This window comes from Citrobacter arsenatis (assembly GCF_004353845.1).
GTDB lineage: Bacteria > Pseudomonadota > Gammaproteobacteria > Enterobacterales > Enterobacteriaceae > Citrobacter > Citrobacter arsenatis.
Window position 1 is genome coordinate 2,864,865 of the sequence record NZ_CP037864.1, and the last position, 19,493, is coordinate 2,884,357.

19 protein-coding genes are annotated in these 19,493 nt (G+C 53.0%); 9 read left to right on the top strand and 10 right to left on the bottom strand.

The window, feature by feature from the left end; translation table 11 throughout:
- Positions 1-143: 143 nt before the first annotated feature.
- Positions 144-1,535, bottom strand: a complete 1,392-nt coding sequence (locus E1B03_RS14860) for a NarK family nitrate/nitrite MFS transporter (protein ID WP_103770777.1) — start codon at positions 1,533-1,535, stop codon at positions 144-146.
- A gap of 340 nt (positions 1,536-1,875) precedes the next feature.
- On the opposite strand from E1B03_RS14860, the gene narX reads away from it, so the two are divergent.
- The gene (gene narX / locus E1B03_RS14870; RefSeq protein WP_103770778.1) at positions 1,876-3,672 is read left to right on the top strand and encodes a nitrate/nitrite two-component system sensor histidine kinase NarX; all 1,797 of its coding nucleotides are present in this window, start codon (positions 1,876-1,878) and stop codon (positions 3,670-3,672) included.
- Entirely contained in the window at positions 3,665-4,315 is a 651-nt protein-coding gene (gene narL / locus E1B03_RS14875) for a two-component system response regulator NarL (protein WP_003833392.1), read from the top strand. Before narX ends, narL begins: the two co-directional genes overlap by 8 nt.
- A gap of 21 nt (positions 4,316-4,336) precedes the next feature.
- On the opposite strand, the gene E1B03_RS14880 is transcribed toward narL, so the two are convergent.
- Positions 4,337-5,680, bottom strand: coding sequence for a YchO/YchP family invasin (locus E1B03_RS14880; RefSeq protein WP_246044169.1), 1,344 nt, complete (start codon positions 5,678-5,680; stop codon positions 4,337-4,339).
- A 249-nt stretch (positions 5,681-5,929) separates the two neighbouring features.
- Here E1B03_RS14880 and E1B03_RS14885 point away from each other — a divergent pair, with 249 nt between their 5' ends.
- Positions 5,930-6,283: a DsrE/DsrF/TusD sulfur relay family protein gene (locus E1B03_RS14885; protein ID WP_103770780.1), complete on the top strand. Its 354-nt coding sequence runs from the start codon at positions 5,930-5,932 to the stop codon at positions 6,281-6,283.
- 262 nt (positions 6,284-6,545) lie between these two features.
- Positions 6,546-6,791, top strand: a complete 246-nt coding sequence (locus E1B03_RS14890) for a DUF1883 domain-containing protein (protein WP_003020763.1) — start codon at positions 6,546-6,548, stop codon at positions 6,789-6,791.
- Positions 6,792-6,845: 54 nt separating this feature from the next.
- Here the strand turns inward: E1B03_RS14890 and E1B03_RS14895 are convergent, their stop codons facing one another.
- On the bottom strand, positions 6,846-7,541 hold the full coding sequence (locus tag E1B03_RS14895) for a gamma-glutamylcyclotransferase (RefSeq protein ID WP_133086502.1): 696 nt from the start codon (positions 7,539-7,541) through the stop codon (positions 6,846-6,848).
- 195 nt (positions 7,542-7,736) lie between these two features.
- The gene (gene chaB / locus E1B03_RS14900; RefSeq protein WP_079937413.1) at positions 7,737-7,967 is read right to left on the bottom strand and encodes a putative cation transport regulator ChaB; all 231 of its coding nucleotides are present in this window, start codon (positions 7,965-7,967) and stop codon (positions 7,737-7,739) included.
- A gap of 276 nt (positions 7,968-8,243) precedes the next feature.
- On the opposite strand from chaB, the gene chaA reads away from it, so the two are divergent.
- Complete coding sequence (gene chaA / locus E1B03_RS14905) at positions 8,244-9,344, top strand: sodium-potassium/proton antiporter ChaA (RefSeq protein ID WP_003020769.1); 1,101 nt, start codon at positions 8,244-8,246, stop codon at positions 9,342-9,344.
- 116 nt (positions 9,345-9,460) lie between these two features.
- On the opposite strand, the gene kdsA is transcribed toward chaA, so the two are convergent.
- From kdsA to hemA, 6 genes are read right to left on the bottom strand one after another with little or no spacing between them, the layout of a single operon-like run.
- Entirely contained in the window at positions 9,461-10,315 is an 855-nt protein-coding gene (gene kdsA, locus E1B03_RS14910) for a 3-deoxy-8-phosphooctulonate synthase (RefSeq protein ID WP_003020772.1), read from the bottom strand.
- 35 nt (positions 10,316-10,350) lie between these two features.
- Entirely contained in the window at positions 10,351-11,160 is an 810-nt protein-coding gene (sirB1, locus tag E1B03_RS14915; protein WP_003020775.1) for an invasion regulator SirB1, read from the bottom strand.
- Positions 11,161-11,163: 3 nt separating this feature from the next.
- On the bottom strand, positions 11,164-11,556 hold the full coding sequence (gene sirB2 / locus E1B03_RS14920) for an invasion regulator SirB2 (RefSeq protein ID WP_103770782.1): 393 nt from the start codon (positions 11,554-11,556) through the stop codon (positions 11,164-11,166).
- On the bottom strand, positions 11,553-12,386 hold the full coding sequence (gene prmC / locus E1B03_RS14925) for a peptide chain release factor N(5)-glutamine methyltransferase (protein ID WP_133086503.1): 834 nt from the start codon (positions 12,384-12,386) through the stop codon (positions 11,553-11,555). Before prmC ends, sirB2 begins: the two co-directional genes overlap by 4 nt.
- The gene (prfA, locus tag E1B03_RS14930) at positions 12,386-13,468 is read right to left on the bottom strand and encodes a peptide chain release factor 1 (protein ID WP_003020786.1); all 1,083 of its coding nucleotides are present in this window, start codon (positions 13,466-13,468) and stop codon (positions 12,386-12,388) included. The genes prmC and prfA overlap by 1 nt, the downstream gene beginning before the upstream one ends.
- A gap of 40 nt (positions 13,469-13,508) precedes the next feature.
- Positions 13,509-14,765: a glutamyl-tRNA reductase gene (hemA, locus tag E1B03_RS14935; protein ID WP_103770784.1), complete on the bottom strand. Its 1,257-nt coding sequence runs from the start codon at positions 14,763-14,765 to the stop codon at positions 13,509-13,511.
- Positions 14,766-14,976: 211 nt separating this feature from the next.
- Between hemA and lolB the strand changes: the two genes are divergently transcribed.
- From lolB to dauA, 4 genes are all read left to right on the top strand, one after another.
- A complete protein-coding gene (gene lolB, locus E1B03_RS14940) occupies positions 14,977-15,600 on the top strand; it encodes a lipoprotein insertase outer membrane protein LolB (RefSeq protein WP_103770785.1) in 624 nt (207 codons plus the stop codon).
- Positions 15,597-16,448 carry a 4-(cytidine 5'-diphospho)-2-C-methyl-D-erythritol kinase gene (gene ispE / locus E1B03_RS14945; protein WP_103770786.1) on the top strand — a complete coding sequence of 284 codons (852 nt, stop codon included), beginning with the start codon at positions 15,597-15,599 and terminating at the stop codon, positions 16,446-16,448. The genes lolB and ispE overlap by 4 nt, the downstream gene beginning before the upstream one ends.
- A 266-nt stretch (positions 16,449-16,714) precedes the next feature.
- Entirely contained in the window at positions 16,715-17,662 is a 948-nt protein-coding gene (prs, locus tag E1B03_RS14950; protein WP_001518537.1) for a ribose-phosphate diphosphokinase, read from the top strand.
- A 124-nt stretch (positions 17,663-17,786) separates the two neighbouring features.
- The gene (gene dauA, locus E1B03_RS14955) at positions 17,787-19,469 is read left to right on the top strand and encodes a C4-dicarboxylic acid transporter DauA (RefSeq protein ID WP_103770787.1); all 1,683 of its coding nucleotides are present in this window, start codon (positions 17,787-17,789) and stop codon (positions 19,467-19,469) included.
- The last annotated feature ends 24 nt before the right edge of the window (positions 19,470-19,493 follow it).

Sequence of the window (19,493 nt, forward strand, 5' to 3'; positions counted from 1 at the left end):
GTATCCCCCCTGCTTAGCATATTGCGAGCACCGTTTCGCAGACTTTCGTCATGAGCTCACATATAAGTATGTTGTAACTAATTTAGAACAAAAAAAAGCGCGGTCTAACGCCGCGCAATGGATAATCAACTGCTACTACTTTTTTACTTTTTAGAATGACGTCCGTATACCGCCCAGGTGATAACCACGCAGGCGACATAGAAGATCAGAAATACTTTCATCGCATCGACCGGAGAGCCGGTCAATGCCAGAGACGTACCAAAAGCTTTCGGGATAAAGAAGCCGCCAATCGCGCCAATGGCTGAGATAAAGCCCAGCGCTGCCGCAGTGTCGGTTGCCGCCTCGCGCATGGCCTTCTCTTCTGAACCGCCTTCAGCTTTCACTCTGTCCATCGTCAGCTTGCGGAAAATAACAGAGATCATCTGAAAGGTTGAACCACTTCCCAGACCAGCCGTCAGGAACAACGCAAGGAACACCGCAAAGAAGGCGATAAAGTTGCCGCCAACACCGTTAGATGGCAGCGTCAGGAACAGTAAGGCACTGAAAATAGCCATCAGCACGAAGTTCACCAGCGTTACACGGGTTCCGCCCAGACGGTCAGAGATTGCCCCGCCCGCTGAACGAGCCAGCGCACCAATCAACGGTCCAAAGAAGGCGTAATGCAGGATCTGTACCTCAGGGAACTGCGTTTTTGACAGCATCGCGAAACCGGCCGAGAAACCGATAAATGAACCGAAGGTTGCCAGATACAGCAGGCTCATAATCCACAGGTGCCCGCGTTTCAGCACCGGCAATTGCTCTTTCAGCGATGCTTTAGACGTTGCCAGCTCATTCATACCAAACCATGCAGCCAGCGTTAACACTGCCAGGAACGGTACCCAAATCCATGCGGCGTTTGCCAGATACAGCTGCGTACCATCCGGTTGTTCAACCCCGTGACTACCAAATGCGGCAAAGATTGACAGTGAAACCACCAGCGGCGCAACCAACTGCATCACGCTGACGCCCATGTTGCCCAGGCCACCGTTCAGACCCAGCGCACCGCCCTGTTTCTGTTTTGGAAAGAAGAAGCTGATGTTTGCCATGCTGGACGCAAAGTTCGCACCAGCGAAGCCGCACAACAGGGAGATAATAATAAAGGTACTGAACGGCGTGGAGGTATCCTGCACCGCAAAACCTAACCATACGCAAGGAATGATCAGGATCCCAGTGCTAAACGCCGTCCAACGGCGTCCACCAAACAGGGGAATCATAAAGGAGTACGGAACACGCAGCAACGCGCCGGACACCGAAGGTAATGCCGTCAGCATGAACAGCTGTTCAGTGGTGAAATCAAATCCGACTTTCGGTAAGTTCACCGCCACGGCGCTAAATAACATCCACACGCAAAACGCCAGCAGCAAGCAAGGGACGGAAATCCACAGGTTACGGCTGGCGATTCGTTGACCACGCTGCTGCCAGAAGGCGGGATCTTCCGGCCGCCATTCGGTAATTACAGCTCCAGATGCCCTTTCCGGGGCAGATGAGTGACTCATAGACACCTCTGATACTTGTTTCGATGCCTGCAACATTAGGGTTTACAGCTGGAGGTAAGTTGATATAAATCAAAGGAAAAGGAGTCATTATTCATGTCCAAAATTTATCATTACCCTAAATGAGTACATAACTTCGCTAAAAAAGATGTGGTTTTTCACGCTTCTGTCGCCCCCTACTCCCCCTCGTCCAGGATCTCTCCCTCCGGCGGCAATTAAGAGGTAGCCCGTTTGAGGTATGGGTATACTCCAGCGTATCGCTGAGAATAACGCCACTGCCTGCAGCAGAACCGTCATTCAATAAGGTTTTCAGCTTTGCGAAAACCCGAAGGAACAAGTCACCATGTTTAAACGTTGTCTCTCCCCGCTTACGCTGGTTAACCAGGTGGCGCTAATTGTTTTGTTGTCTACTGCCATCGGTGTGGCGGGCATGGCTGTCTCTGGCTGGCTGGTCCAGGGCGTTCAGGGTAGCGCCCATGCGATCAACAAAGCGGGATCGCTGCGCATGCAAAGCTATCGCCTGCTGGCAGCCGTACCGCTGGATGCGAGCGACCAACCGCTGCTGGATGAAATGGAGCAAACGGCGTTTAGCCCGGAATTGACACGAGCCGCGCAGCGTGACGGACAGCAGGCGCAGTTAAAAGCATTACAGGATTACTGGCATACTGAACTGGCTCCAGGGCTTGCGCATGCCCAAACGCCTGATGCAGTAGCGCAGGATGTGACGCGCTTTGTGGGCGGGCTGGATAAGTTGGTTACCGCCTTTGACCATACTACCGAATTACGCATTGAACGCGTCGTCCTGCTGCATCGCCTGATGGCCGTATTTATGGCATTGCTGCTGGTCTTCACCATTATCTGGCTGCGCGTGCGCCTGCTACAGCCGTGGAAACAGCTACTGACAATGGCGCGAGCCGTCAGCCAACGTGATTTTACCCAACGCGCGCATATCAGCGGGCGTAATGAGATGGCGACTCTGGGCTCGGCGCTGAATAATATGTCGGAAGAACTGGCCGAGAGTTACGCGGTGCTGGAGCAGCGGGTACAGGAGAAAACGGCGGGTCTGGAGCACAAAAACCAGATCCTCTCTTTCCTGTGGCAAGCCAACCGCCGTTTGCACTCTCAGGTGCCGTTGTGCGAACGCCTCTCGCCGGTACTGAACGGTCTGCAAAATTTGACCTTGCTGCATGATATTGAACTGCGGGTTTATGACCTGGAAGATGAAGATAATCATCAGGAATTTACCTGTCAGTCCAATGCCAGCTGTGATGAGAAAGGCTGTCACTTGTGTCCTCGCGGAACACTGCCCGCCATTGACGGCGGTATCACCTTGAAATGGCGACTGACCGATGCACATACCCAGTATGGTATCCTGCTCGCTACTTTACCGAATGGACGCCATCTCAGCCACGATCAGCAGCAGTTGGTTGATACCCTGGTTGAGCAACTGACCGCAACGCTTGCGCTCGACAGGCATCAGGAGCGCCAACAGCAGTTGATCGTGATGGAAGAGCGTGCCACCATTGCGCGCGAACTTCATGATTCTATTGCACAATCGCTCTCCTGTATGAAGATGCAGGTTAGCTGTTTGCAGATGCAGGGTGATGCGCTTTCAGATAACTGCCGCGAACTGCTCAGTCAGATTCGTAACGAGCTGAATGCGTCGTGGGCGCAACTGCGTGAGCTGTTAACCACCTTCCGTTTACAGCTGACGGAACCTGGATTACGACCCGCGCTGGAAGCCAGCTGTCAGGAGTACAGCGCCCGTTTTGGATTTACGGTGAAGCTGGATTATCAGCTACCGCCACGCCTGGTCCCTTCGCATCAGGCTATTCACCTGCTACAAATTGCGCGCGAAGCTCTGAGCAACGCCCTCAAACACTCTCAGGCCGATGAAGTGGTCGTGACGGTGGTGCAAAATGGCAAGCAGGTCAAACTGACAGTGCAAGATAACGGCTGCGGCGTACCGGAAAACGCCGAACGCAGTAACCACTACGGCATGATAATTATGCGCGACCGTGCGCAAAGCTTGCGCGGCGATTGCCGTGTACGCCGTCGCGAGACTGGCGGTACTGAAGTTGCTGTCACTTTTATTCCCGAAACAAACTTCACAGAAGTCCAAGGAGATACCCATGAGTAATCTGGAACCGGCTACCATCCTGTTGATCGACGATCATCCGATGCTGCGAACCGGTGTAAAACAGCTTGTCAGCATGGCGCCCGATATCACCGTTGTCGGCGAAGCCAGCAATGGTGAGCAGGGTATCGAGCTGGCAGAATCCCTTGATCCCGATCTGATCCTTCTCGATCTCAATATGCCCGGCATGAACGGTCTGGAAACGCTCGACAAGCTGCGTGAGAAATCCTTGTCGGGCCGTATCGTTGTGTTTAGCGTATCCAACCATGAAGAAGACGTGGTTACCGCACTGAAACGCGGCGCTGACGGTTATCTGCTGAAAGATATGGAGCCGGAAGATTTACTGAAAGCCTTACAGCAATCAGCGGCTGGCGAAATGGTGCTGAGCGAAGCCTTAACGCCGGTTCTGGCCGCCAGCCTGCGCGCAAATCGCGCAACGTCTGATCGTGATGTCACCCAACTGACGCCGCGCGAACGCGACATCCTCAAGCTCATCGCCCAGGGACTGCCTAACAAGATGATCGCCCGCCGCCTGGACATCACCGAAAGTACGGTAAAAGTTCACGTGAAGCATATGCTGAAGAAAATGAAGCTCAAATCACGCGTTGAAGCCGCGGTATGGGTGCATCAGGAACGCATTTTCTGATATCGCGTATATGCGTCATTCTTAGCGAGGATCATTTTCCGAAACGTTAATAAACGGTTCGGTCAGTGATAGCGTGATCTCATTGGAAGAGACACGCTGGCCCTGCTCATCTTCTACCACCACAGACAACCGCCAGCGGTTCGTCGCCCCTTCTCTGTTGTCCCACTTCGGCATAATAATCGTCCATCCCTGCGCGCTTCGGCTATTGCTGCCCGCCGTTAAGCTCAACGCCTGGGTATCACCCTGCCATGCCAGACGGCGGATCCCATGCAGACTACGCACTTCCAGCTTCAGCGCCACCGTCTCTCCAGGATTAAGATCCCAGGGTGGCGTGGCCAAAAACACCGACAGCGTTTTACGCTGGCGATACTCCAGCGTCGGCAAATTGTTACGCTGCGGATCGTCATAACGACTGCCGCGTAGCGATCGACTGTTTGCCACCTCGCTGACCATCAGCTGTTTTTTTAGCGGCACGCCAAAACGGTAATTAAGCGTGAAGCCAAGATTATTCTGGCTGATGCCGCTTTCACCCTGCTTATGCTGCGCTGTTACCGTGATCAGCGGCACCGGCGTATAGCTTAGCCCGAGGTTCACCGCCACCGGATTGTGATACCCGGTTCCCGAATGAAACAGATCCACCCGGTCGCCAAAATACTGTTCCACGCTGACGCTGGTATTGAGGTGTTGATAGAACGGCATACGCATTTGCGCGGTCAGATCGTAGCCGCGGGCCATCCGTTGTTGCTGGGTTACGCTACGCTCCTGCCAGGAGGACAACGGTTGATAATAGTTAGCGGATAAGCGCAAATATTCGCCCCACGCCTCGGCACCGAGGCCACCGCGGGGCAGATTTTCATCCAACAGGTTGTCATAAAAGGTGTTGTAACCCAGTAACCAACCGTCACGGACCCAACGCTGTCCAATCCCCGCATTACTGACTAAGCCTTCGTCCTGTTGCGTCATTCCCAACTGGCTCCAGGTAAGATAACGTTGATTGTCCTGCCATGGGATAAACCAGCTTCCCCGACTTCCGGTAAAGCTGCCTTCGTTATCAACCTGCAACCCGACGCTGGCGTTTCCCCACACAGAGAGCCAGGATTCCAGTTGCTGATTCACCTGTTCACTGACCGTGTCACGCACCTGACCAAACGCGAACTGCTTCGCCTGTTCACCCGTATCAAGCCCGTTATCGGTCATACTGGCCTCACCAAACGCTTTGACCATTTCGGCAAAGTGCTTTTCGCCAGCCCGTGACTCCGGCGCCATGCCGAGATCGGGCAAGCCATCACTATTGTTATCAAAAGGGTTTTCAGCCTGGTGGATAAAAGACGACTGCGCGCTGGCAATACCGCCTGCCAGCGGCAAGAGTGCAAATACGGCGAGAGGAAAATAAATAATACGGCTCAAATCGTTAGTTATTTCTTAAATCAATTAATTAGGCACACTTAACCTAAACCATAACGTCTTCAGCATTTAATTGCAGCCTTAATCCCTGTTTTCGGGATTTTCTGACCCGAATAATAAGGGGTCCTCATATGCTTTCTTTTCGATATCTGGTACAGGGAGTACCATACACGGCAGAAATTATCCTCCCATCCGACAACAGGAGTAAAAATGCAAAAGATAGTGATCGTCGCGAACGGTGCGGCCTATGGAAGCGAATCGTTATTCAACAGCCTGCGTCTGGCTATCGCTCTGCGTGAACAGGAAGCCAGTCTCGACCTGCGTCTGTTTTTAATGTCGGACGCGGTAACCGCGGGATTACGAGGTCAAAAACCCGCAGAAGGATACAATATTCAGCAAATGCTGGAGATCCTGACGGCGCAAAATGTGCCGGTCAAACTGTGCAAAACCTGCACCGATGGCCGTGGAATAACGGATCTGCCGTTAATTGACGGCGTGGCCGTCGGGACGCTGGTCGAACTGGCTCAATGGACGTTGGCTGCAGATAAAGTTCTGACCTTCTGATACACCGCTTTCAGGCCAGCGCACTGAAAGTGTCGATAATTTCCGGATTTAATTGTAGATGGGCGCGGTTTCGTTGAACGTTAGCACGCCCTTTCAACCGTTTTGAGGAATTTTGTCACTTTTGTTTAATCGTTATGCCATTTTTTGATCAAAATCAGCATCCTGTTGCTCCCCCTTTGGTGTTATGCCATGAGTGAAATGTGAACAACATCACGCAGCACTTTCGACAGAAAGTACGTTGTTTTCAAGAACGGGGTGAAAAATGGCATTAGTGAAGGCGAGTTTAAAGTTATTTGGTGGCGATACGGTGGTGGTGCGCTGTTCCGAGCGCTGTCATATCCATCTGATGAGCGAGAAAAATCACGTCAAAGACACGCAGTCCGACATCTTAAGCGTGCAGGATCGTGATAACGCATGGTTGACCGTGCCCTATACCGGCATCTGGAATGTGCTGATCGACAGCCACAGCCAATCGCTCGAGCATTCGATAAGTTATATTGCAGCCTAAGCGTTAAATGCCCGAAAAGCAGCAGTCTTTCGGGCATTCAGTTCCTGGCTAGTGTCAGGCAAATCCTGGCCGCATAACCCCTTCCGGCAGGTTCTCGCCCAACAATCGTTTGACCGTGATCACCAGATCGTTAAGACAATCATCCTGCATCCCTAACTTAATCAGTTCTTGTTCCAGCGAGAACAGATACTGGGCGTTAGTGCCTAAAGGTCCGCTGGCGGCGGCAATCAGCGGCGCGATCACCTGCGCACGCGTATCTGACTCAAACAGCGGATGGCGCGGATCCATAATAAAGACCAGCGCGTTCACCGTCCGGCCGTCATCCAGCGCCAACTGACACCAGGTCGGCAGATAGCAGCCGGTGATCATTTCTCGCTTCCACAACAGCGAAAGCTCTTGTTCCAGCGACGCGTCCGGCAAGCGGTAAGCAACACCGGTGGTGCGCCCCCCCTCTTTCAGGGCCAGCATGCGTCCTGGCTGACAAGCCGTTCCACGCCCCGCCGTCAGGCGCAGACAAAAGGCACGGTGCCAGCCGACTAACGTCCCGGTACAGGACTCTTCAAACTCTAAGGCCGGGTTCCACATCAACGATCCATAACCGAAGATCCACACCGGTCCATCATCTGGTCGGCAAGAGAGCGTGGCGGCCAGTGAGGCTGCACGTTGTTCCGCTGACCAGAGTAGTGATTCTTCAATAGCACCAAATGCCGTCTTACAGTCAGCATTCAATAAAAAATCACGCGTTAACACCTTACACCTCCGCCACTGCTGCTTCCCTGCGACAACTTTTTTGACGCCTTCCGGGCTTTTTACTGCTCATTTTGAAACCAATAGCTGGACAATAGGCAATTCACCGCTCGCTTGCAAGCCAGTAACGGCGCGGCGTAGCACGATTCGCTAACCCCTGATGCAGGCTAGTTCACAAAGGCATTATAATTGATACTGTTACGCCTTTTTATGCCATTTATCATCATCACCTTTTTGATAATCATTTTTGACCGCAGCCCACGCCACCTTGTGTGCTGTCTCTTCGCGGGTGGCATCATCACGACGATCAGATTTATCTTTATACTGTTCCCAGGCGCTATTGAAAGCTTCTTTATAGATGTCCTGAGCATGGGCAGGCAGTACGTGCTGCACGCTGTCAGGCAGATCGCTTTTAGATTTATACGGCATTGTGAACTCCTCTTTTTAGGCTAAACCTTAAGTGTGGTTAACAATGCGGCGATACGCCAATAATGGACATTTTTAGAAATTTTCTTCGTCTAACCTTTTGTTAATTAAACAGTCTATAAACAAGAATTTTGTTTTTGGCCGCTTTAACATGAAAAACAAGCGATGTAGTAAAATTTCGTAAAATGTCACCTACAAAACCAGGTTTTCTGTTATTTTTTACATTCTTTAATATTTTTTATAATTATAAATACCTGCAGAGATGGAGAAACGAGTTCAATGACACAAGTACATGAGGCGGTAAAAACCCGCCACAAGGAGACCTCTCTCGTCTTCCCGATTTTGGCGCTGGTAGTACTGTTCTTCTGGGGGAGCAGTCAGTCACTACCAGTGGTCATCGGTATTAATGCGCTGGCCCTTATTGGTATATTAAGCAGCGCATTCAGCGTTGTCCGTCATGCGGATGTATTAGCGCATCGACTTGGCGAACCCTATGGGTCGCTGATCCTCAGCCTGTCCGTTGTTATTCTTGAAGTCAGCTTAATCTCCGCCTTAATGGCGACCGGCGACGCCGCGCCTACGCTTATGCGAGATACGCTGTATTCAATCATTATGATCGTAACCGGTGGTCTGGTTGGTTTTTCATTACTGTTAGGTGGCCGTAAATTTGCCACTCAGTACATGAACCTGTTTGGTATTAAGCAGTATTTAATCGCCCTGTTCCCGCTGGCCATTATTGTACTGGTGTTCCCGATGGCGTTACCGGGAGCGAATTTCACCACCGCGCAGGCGCTGCTGGTAGCATTAATTTCTGCAGCGATGTACGGCGTATTTTTGCTGATACAAACCAAAACGCATCAGAGTCTGTTTATTTACGAGCATGAAGACGAAGGCGACGACGACGACCCGCATCACGGTAAGCCGTCAGCGCACAGCAATATGTGGCACGCCGCCTGGCTTATCATTCATCTGATCGCCGTAATCGCCGTAACCAAGATGAACGCCAGCCCGCTGGAGACATTGCTGACTGAGCTGAATGCGCCGGTGGCATTTACCGGTTTCCTGGTGGCGTTACTGATCCTCTCCCCTGAAGGGCTGGGGGCGCTGAAAGCGGTTCTGAGCAATCAGGTACAGCGGGCGATGAATTTGTTCTTCGGTTCGGTGTTAGCCACCATTTCACTGACCGTACCGGTCGTAACGCTGATCGCATGGGCAACCGGGAATGATTTGGTCTTTGCGCTGGGCGCGCCAGAGATGATCGTAATGGTTTCATCACTGGTACTCTGCCACATCTCTTTCTCCACCGGACGCACCAACGTGCTTAACGGTGCGGCGCATCTGGCGCTGTTTATCGCCTATCTGATGACGATATTTGCCTGATAAAAAAGCCGGATGCGACGCAATGCGTCTTATCCGGCCTGGAGTATGTTTCACTTCAGTTCTTACTGTTTTGTCGGCCCGATAGGCGTTGGCGCTATCGGGCGGTCAAACCAGACTTAGTTCTCGGTATCCAGCTCGTCGAAGCTTTTCACCAGGTCATCAATCGCTTTAATCTGCGTCAGGAACTGTTCCAGTTTCGCCAGCGGCAGTGCGGACGGGCCATCGCATTTCGCATTGGCTGGATCCGGATGCGCTTCAATAAACAGACCTGCCAGGCCTACCGCCATACCGGCACGCGCCAGTTCGGTAACCTGCGCACGACGACCACCGCTTGCTGCACCAAACGGATCGCGGCACTGCAGCGCATGGGTGACGTCAAAAATCACCGGTGAATTGCCGGAGACTTTCTTCATCACGCTGAAGCCCAGCATGTCCACAACCAGGTTGTCATAACCAAAGTTCGCGCCACGGTCACACAGAATAACTTTATCGTTACCGCCTTCATGGAATTTATCCACGATATTACCCATCTGGCCTGGGCTTACAAACTGCGGTTTCTTCACGTTGATAACGGCACCGGTTTTCGCCATCGCTTCCACCAGATCGGTCTGACGAGCGAGGAATGCCGGCAGCTGAATCACATCCACCACGTCAGCAACAGGCTGTGCCTGGCTGGCTTCGTGAACGTCGGTGATCACTTTTACGCCAAAAGTTTGCTTCAGTTCCTGGAAGATTTTCATCCCTTCTTCAAGGCCCGGTCCACGGTAAGAGTGGATGGAAGAACGGTTGGCTTTATCAAAGGAGGCTTTGAACACGTAAGGGATACCCAGCTTTTGAGTAACGGTTACGTAGTGCTCACAAATGCGCATCGCCAGATCGCGGGATTCCAGCACGTTCATTCCGCCAAACAGCACGAACGGCAGGTCATTTGCCACGTTGATGTCGCCAATGCTAACCACTTTTTGTTTCATAGGATCGCCTTAAACGGTAGGTAAAGTGTCATTAATCAATGCAATACAATTTGTTTGTGCGAAATAGTATTAATCTGCGCACGAATCATTTCGCTGATCGGGTCTTCCGGACACTGTTCAACGAAATAACTTAAATCTGTCAGCGCAACATGTTCACATTCGAGCTGCGCGTAGATCAATCCGCGATCGCGTATTTCATACGGATCTTCAGGATTAAACTGTAATAGTGCTTCACTGGCACGCAGCGCCAGCTCCATTTGTCGCTCTTCCATTAGTGATGATTTCAGCGTATCGAGCAGTTTACGGATCACTTCCGCGTTGTCCGCTTCATCCAGATCTTCGTTAAACAGCTCTGCAACCGGGCTGATATTCCCCTTCAGCCACACTTCCAGCGTGTGCTCATTTAACGTTTCGCCATTGAACGGATTGATTAGCCACATTTCACCATCGAGCGATTCAATACGCAGGATCAGTTGTGTCGGGAAAATCACCGGTACCAACGGCAGTTCCAGTCGGTTGGCAATCCACAATAAGATCGCTCCCAGCGACACGGCGCTGCCCTGACGATTTTTCAGTACCTGGTCAAGCCATAGTGCATCAGAAAGACGATAGACGCCGTGGGTATCCGTAAACCCCCATTCGCCGTAAAAAAGTGCCAGCAGTTTTTCCAGTTGCTCATCCTGAGACAGGAGCTGGCTAATTTCTTCTTGCGCCAGACTGACCAGACGTTCCAGTTCGTCATAGACAGTTTGTGTTGGAAAATCCAGACGGATAGACTCCGACGCCAGGATCATCCCATCACACAATGGCGCTTTATTAAATTCGAAATCAGCTAACGACCTCATGACTTACCCCAGTAACGGTATTTTTGTGGTGGCGAGTTTAATGATGATGTACAGCACCACCAGCGCCAGCGGAAATGCGACTAATCGCGCCTGCTGACTGCGCGCCCGACGATAATCGAGCGCAATAAAACCCAAAACGATGTAAATGATAACCCCAAACAGCTTTTCAGTCAGCCATGTCCCGTGCTCAGTGAATGGCAGGATGTGCGCTTTAACCATTAACGCCACGCCGCTGAGTAATAAAATGGTATCCACCACCGGCGGCACAATACGCGTCCAGCGCGCGCGGGCAAGACGCGAGTCGGTGTAACGCCACCAAAAACGCAGCGTCAACAGACCAACGGAAAGCGCGATGCTAATGAGATGAACGTTGAGTAACACACTGAAGGTACTCATGATGGGATACGCCCAAGCGTAATTCGCTCGTTGCCGCCATAGTCACGGCAGGTTTCGACCGCCTGGTAACCCGCCCGAATAAAGGCGTCGCGGACTGCCGGTCCCTGCTGCCAGCCATGTTCAAGCAACAGATAGCCGCCGGGCGTTAGCACATGCTGAGAGTGGTCAATGATATGCACGATATCCGCCAGCCCCTGCTCGCCCGCCACCAGTGCCGACAGCGGCTCAAAGCGGACATCGCCTTGCGCCAGATGCGGATCCTGTTCGTCGATATACGGCGGATTGCTGACAATCATGTCAAACTGCTGTCCCTGCAATGCACTGAACCAGTTGCTTTGCAGCACGCAAACATTGTCGATGCCCAGATGCTGTTTATTGCGGATTGCCAGCGCCACGGCATCCGGCATGCGGTCAACAGCCGTCACCGCACAATCCGGACGCTCGCTTGCCAGCGCCAACGCAATGGCACCTGTGCCGGTTCCCAAATCGAGAATATGACACGCTGAGGCCGGCAGGCGAGCCAGCGCCTGCTCCACCAGACACTCGGTATCCGGTCGAGGGATAAGCGTGGCCGCAGACACAAACAACGGCAGCGACCAGAACTCGCGCACGCCGGTTAAATGCGCCACAGGTTCGCCCCGCTGACGGCGCTCCAGCAATGTGTCGAGCTGTTGACGCTGCGCCTCGGTTAACACCGTTTCGCCGAAAGCCAGAATAAAGGTGCGCCCCTTACCGGTAACAAACTCGAGTAAAATCTCGGCGTCACGGCGCGGGCTTTCGCTTGCCTGTAATTGGCTTATCGCTTCACGCAGCCAGTGCTGATAATCCATTAATCCTGCTCGGACAACGCCGCCAGTTGGTCGGCCTGGTATTCCTGGACAATTGGCTCAATGAGCATATCCAGTTTACCTTCCATCGCTTCATCCAGACGGTAGAGGGTCAGGTTGATGCGGTGATCGGTCACGCGACCCTGCGGGAAGTTATAGGTACGGTTGCGATCGCTGCGATCGCCGCTACCCAACAGGTTGCGACGCTCAGATGCTTCCGCCTGTTGACGTCTTGCCACTTCGGCTGCTCGAATTCGTGCTCCGAGCACCGACATCGCTTTGGCTTTGTTTTTATGCTGTGAACGTTCGTCCTGACATTCCACGACGATCCCGGTCGGCAAGTGGGTAATACGTATTGCGGAGTCGGTGGTGTTAACGTGCTGCCCCCCTGCGCCTGATGAGCGGAAGGTGTCAATACGCAGGTCGGCAGGATTGATGTCCGGTAGTTCGGCATCCGGTAATTCCGGCATAACCGCGACCGTGCAGGCAGAGGTGTGAATACGACCCTGTGATTCCGTTGCAGGTACGCGCTGCACGCGATGGCCGCCGGACTCAAATTTCAGCCGCCCGTAAACGCCTTCGCCGCTAATCTTGGCAATGACCTCTTTAAACCCACCATGTTCACCTTCGCTGGCGCTCATGATTTCAACCCGCCAGCGACGGGATTCAGCGTAACGGCTGTACATGCGGAACAGATCGCCGGCAAACAACGCGGCTTCGTCACCACCGGTTCCCGCACGCACTTCGAGGAAGGCGTTGCGTTCGTCATCGGGATCTTTAGGTAACAGCAGAACCTGCAGATGTTGTTCCAGCTGCTCGCATTTCTCTTTTGCTTCGCGCAGTTCATCCTGCGCCATTTCACGCATTTCAGGATCGTCGAGCATCATCTGAGCCGTCTCGATATCTTCCTGAACCTGTTGCCAGTCCGTAAAACAGCGAGATACATCGCTTAATTGCGCATATTCGCGCGACAGTGCACGAAAGCGATCCTGGTCTGCGATAGTACCCGCATCACCGAGCAGCGCCTGAACTTCTTCATGACGTTCATGCAGGGCTTCCAGTTTGGCAACGATAGAAGGCTTCATAGGCGTAAATGCACCCTGTAAAAATAAGATTGGTGTGCTGCTACTCCAGCCCGAGGCTGTCGCGCAGAATATTCAGGCGTTCACTATCCCCGTCACGGGCGGCCTGTTGAAGTGATTTGGTTGGTGCATGGATCAGGCGGTTGGTCAGTTTCCAGGCCAGATCCTGCATAATGGCTTGCGGATCACCGCCCTGTTGAAGAGCGGCCAGCGCTTTGGCGGTCAGTTCATCACGGATTTGTTCTGACTGACTGCGATACTCGCGGATAGTATCACTTGCGCCCTGGGCACGTAGCCAAGCCATAAATTCGCTGGTTTCCTGCGCCACAATCGTTTCGGCTTCCACAGCCGCCGCTTTGCGCTGGGCCAGGTTATGCGAAATGATGCTTTGCAGGTCGTCAACGCTGTACAGATAGGCGTTGGACAACTTACCCACTTCCGGCTCGACGTCACGCGGTACGGCGATATCCACCAGCAGCATAGGCTGATTACGGCGGTTTTTAAGCGCGCGCTCCACCATGCCTTTGCCGATAATCGGCAAAGGGCTGGCGGTAGAACTGATAATAATATCGGCATCCTGCAAACGCGCGTCGATATCACTCAGTGAAATCACCTCAGCGCCGACTTCATCCGCCAGCACCTGCGCACGCTCACGCGTACGGTTGGCGATGATCATCTTCTTCACTTTGTGCTCACGCAGATGTCGCGCCACCAGCTCAATGGTTTCGCCAGCGCCCACTAACAGCACGGTTACCGTGGAGAGCGATTCAAATATCTGCCGCGCCAGGGTACAGGCGGCAAACGCCACCGACACGGCGCTGGCACCGATGTCAGTTTCTGTACGTACACGTTTAGCGACAGAGAATGATTTCTGGAACATGCGTTCCAGCGCACTGGCGTTGAGGTGACCTTTTTGCGAATCCGCAAACGCTTTTTTCACCTGCCCCAGAATTTGCGGTTCCCCGAGCACCAGTGAATCCAGACCGCTGGCAACACGCATCAAATGACTAACGGCGTCATTGTCCTGGTGCCAGTACAAGCTGTTGCGCAGGTCTTCTTCATTGAGGTTATGGTATTCGCACAGCCAGCGAACCAGCGCTTCTTGCAGGTTATCCTGCTCTTCAACGCTGAGATACAGCTCCGTGCGGTTACACGTCGACAACACCACCCCGCCCTGCACCATTGGCTGCGCGAGCAGGCTGTCCAGCGCCTGATCGAGCGTATCCGGCGAAAACGTTACGCGTTCTCGCAGCGATACAGGTGCCGTTTTATGGTTAATACCAAGCGCTAAAAGGGTCATGTGTGCGGGAATAGTACCAGCGTTGATAAGGTTAGACTGGGTGCATCATACAGGATGCGTGCGGTCAATAAAAGAGACTGACCCCTTTTGGAGTAATAGCTTAGTGCACAAATTTAAGCGATTTAAGATAACTTGAACGTAGACGATGGCAGATGGCGGCGCTAGCATTAAGAGTTATAACTGCAACGTATCTCAAGGATTTGTCATCATTATGACCCTGCCTGATTTTCGCCTGATTCGCCTGCTGCCCCTTGCGGCCCTGGTTCTTAGTGCCTGTACGCTCAACGCGCCGAAAGGCCCCGGCAAAAGCCCCGACTCGCCGCAGTGGCGCCAGCACCAGCAGGAAGTACGCGCCCTGAACCAATATCAGACGCGTGGTGCGTTTGCCTATATTTCCGAACAACAAAAAGTGTATGCCCGCTTTTTCTGGCAGCAAACCGGGCAGGATCGCTATCGCCTCCTGCTGACTAACCCGCTGGGCAGCACTGAACTGGAACTCAATGCGCAACCAGGCAACGTCGAACTTGTCGATAACAAAGGCAAACACTACACCGCCGACGACGCCGAGGAGATGATTGGTAAACTGACCGGCATGCCTATTCCTTTGAACAGCCTGCGCCAGTGGATCCTTGGTCTGCCGGGAGACGCCACCGATTACAAACTCGACGACCAATATCGTCTGAGTGAAGTGAACTACAGCAAAGATGGTAAAAACTGGAAAGTGGTTTATAGCGCCTACGACAGCAAAACGCAGCCCGCAATGCCGGCCAACATGGAACTGTCCGACGGCTCCCAGCGTATTAAGCTGAAAATGGATAACTGGATCGTGAAATGATGACCCATTGGCCCTCTCCGGCAAAACTGAATCTGTTTTTATACATCACCGGGCAGCGTGCGGACGGTTACCACACGCTGCAGACGCTATTTCAGTTTCTGGATTATGGCGACACGATAGATATCGCGCTGCGTAGCGACGGCGAAATTCGCCTGTTAACCCCGGTGGAAGGCGTTACGCATGAAGATAACCTGATTGTCCGTGCGGCACGTTTGCTGATGAAGGCGGCATCTGAAAGCAATCGCCTTCCTAAAGGGAGCGGCGCCGACATCAGTATCGACAAACGCCTGCCGATGGGCGGCGGTCTTGGCGGAGGTTCGTCTAATGCGGCGACCGTTCTGGTGGCGCTGAATCATCTCTGGCAATGCGGACTTTCGGTTGATGAACTGGCGGCACTCGGCTTAACGCTGGGGGCGGACGTTCCCGTGTTCGTTCGCGGCCATTCAGCCTTTGCCGAAGGGGTTGGCGAAATTCTGACGCCGGTCGAGCCAGAGGAAAAATGGTATCTGGTCGCACATCCGGGAGTCAGTATTCCGACGCCGGTGATTTTTAAAGATCCCGACCTCCCGCGTAACACGCCAAAAAGGTCAATAAAAACGTTACTAAAATGTGAATTCGGCAATGATTGCGAGGTTATCGCAAGAAAACGTTTTCGCGAGGTTGATGCGGCGCTTTCCTGGCTGTTAGAATACGCGCCGTCGCGCCTGACAGGTACAGGGGCTTGTGTCTTTGCTGAATTTGACACTGAGTCTCGTGCTCGCCAGGTGCTTGAGCAAGCCCCGGAATGGCTCAAAGGCTTTGTGGCGAAAGGTGTCAACCTCTCCCCATTGCACAGAGCGTTACTCTAAATCATTCGAATTTCAGGAAGATGGCGAGATGACGAATCGCCAGGAGCATACAAAAGTATGTGACTGGTGTGAGGAATTGATGCCAGCGCACATGAAACGCGAAAGATAACGAGTAAACCGGGCAAGCTGAGTTGCGGTGACAACGTCACCCTGTTCCAGACGTTGCATCGCGCTCTTTAATACACCGCATGGAGAGGATACTGCCTGGCCCGCACAGTTTTCGGCAGATTCTTTCCACCAATGGACGCATGCCTGAGGTTCTTCTCGTGCCTGATATGAAGCTTTTTGCTGGTAACGCCACCCCGGAACTAGCACAACGTATTGCCAACCGCCTGTACACTTCACTCGGCGACGCCGCTGTAGGTCGCTTTAGCGACGGCGAAGTCAGCGTACAAATTAATGAAAATGTACGCGGTGGTGATATTTTCATCATCCAGTCCACTTGTGCCCCTACTAACGACAACCTGATGGAATTGGTCGTTATGGTTGATGCGCTGCGCCGTGCTTCCGCAGGCCGTATCACCGCCGTTATTCCTTACTTCGGCTATGCACGTCAGGATCGTCGCGTACGTTCCGCTCGTGTACCGATTACCGCTAAAGTCGTCGCTGACTTCCTGTCCAGCGTTGGCGTTGACCGCGTCCTCACCGTTGACCTGCATGCTGAACAGATCCAGGGCTTCTTCGACGTACCGGTTGATAACGTATTCGGTAGCCCGATCCTGTTAGAAGACATGCTGCAGCTGAACCTGGACAACCCGATTGTGGTTTCTCCGGATATCGGTGGCGTCGTGCGTGCCCGCGCTATCGCTAAACTGCTGAACGATACCGATATGGCTATCATCGACAAACGTCGCCCGCGTGCGAACGTTTCTCAGGTGATGCACATTATTGGTGACGTTGCAGGTCGTGACTGCGTGCTGGTTGATGACATGATCGATACCGGCGGTACGCTGTGTAAAGCAGCAGAAGCACTGAAAGAACGTGGTGCAAAACGCGTATTTGCTTACGCAACCCACCCGATCTTCTCAGGTAATGCGGCAAACAACCTGCGCAACTCAGTGATTGATGAAGTTGTTGTCTGTGACACCATTCCACTGACTGACGAAATCAAAGCACTGCCAAACGTGCGTACATTGACCCTGTCGGGTATGCTGGCCGAAGCGATTCGTCGTATCAGCAACGAAGAATCCATCTCTGCCATGTTCGAGCATTAATCGAGCCCGGCTCAAAAACCCGCTGCGGCGGGTTTTTTTATCCTTTTTATTTATTTGTATGATTTATGCCAACTTCAACTATCATTTTTTAGATAGATGATGCGCTCATGGATGAAACATTATTGTGAACAAATTATTTTCCTCACATGTGATGCCTTTCCGCGCCCTCATCGACGCTTGTTGGAAAGAAAAATATACCGCTTCTCGCTTTACCCGTGACCTGATCGCCGGGATTACCGTTGGGATCATTGCTATTCCGCTGGCGATGGCCCTGGCAATAGGCAGTGGCGTTGCGCCGCAGTACGGCCTGTATACCTCAGCCGTTGCTGGGATTGTTATTGCCCTTACCGGGGGGTCGCGCTTTAGCGTATCTGGCCCAACCGCCGCCTTCGTGGTGATTCTGTATCCGGTGTCGCAACAGTTTGGGCTGGCAGGCCTGCTGGTTGCCACGCTGATGTCCGGGATATTCCTGATCCTTTTCGGCCTCGCCCGTTTTGGCCGCCTGATCGAATATATCCCGGTGTCCGTTACGCTAGGTTTTACATCGGGTATCGGTATCACCATCGGTACCATGCAGATTAAAGATTTTCTCGGCCTGCAAATGGCCCATGTGCCAGAGCACTATTTACAGAAAGTTGGTGCACTGTTTATGGCCCTGCCGACCATCAACGTTGGTGATGCCGCGATTGGCGTGGTGACGCTGGGGATCCTGATTTTCTGGCCGCGTCTGGGGATCCGACTGCCGGGCCACCTCCCTGCACTGCTGGCAGGCTGCGCGGTAATGGGGATCGTGAACCTCACCGGCGGGCATGTCGCCACCATCGGTTCTCAGTTCCACTACATTCTGGCTGACGGCTCACAGGGCAATGGTATCCCACAGCTGCTGCCGCAACTGGTATTACCGTGGAATATGCCGGAGTCAAATTTTACCCTGAGCTGGAGTTCATTACAGGCGCTGTTACCGGCAGCCTTCTCAATGGCGATGCTCGGGGCGATCGAATCTCTGCTGTGCGCCGTCGTACTCGATGGGATGACCGGCACCAAACATAAAGCTAACAGCGAGCTGATTGGTCAGGGACTGGGTAACATCGTCGCGCCATTCTTCGGTGGTATCACCGCCACGGCGGCAATTGCCCGTTCTGCGGCAAACGTCCGCGCCGGGGCGACCTCGCCAATTTCTGCGGTTATTCACGCGATTCTGGTGATCCTTGCCCTGTTGGTGCTTGCACCATTGCTTTCCTGGTTACCGCTTTCCGCCATGGCCGCCCTGCTGCTGATGGTGGCATGGAACATGAGTGAAGCGCATAAAGTGGTGGATCTGCTGCGTCATGCGCCGAAAGACGACATCATCGTCATGCTGATGTGTATGTCGCTGACGGTGCTGTTCGACATGGTTATCGCCATCAGCGTCGGTATCGTTCTCGCCTCTTTGCTGTTTATGCGTCGTATTGCGCGCATGACGCGTCTGGCGCCGGTCAACGTAGACGTGCCGGACGATGTGCTGGTGTTGCGCGTCATTGGCCCATTGTTCTTTGCCGCTGCGGAAGGATTATTTACCGATCTCGAATCGCGTATTGCCGGCAAACGCATTGTGGTCCTGAAGTGGGACGCGGTCCCGGTACTGGATGCCGGTGGTCTGGATGCTTTCCAGCGTTTTGTAAAACGGCTGCCGGAAGGTTGTGAATTACGTATCAGTAATCTGGAGTTCCAGCCGCTACGTACCATGGCGCGCGCAGGCATTCAGCCAATTGCCGGACGTCTGACATTCTTCCCGAATAAAGACGCCGCGCTGGCGGACATCATCTAACCGTAGCCCGACCCGTTACAGATT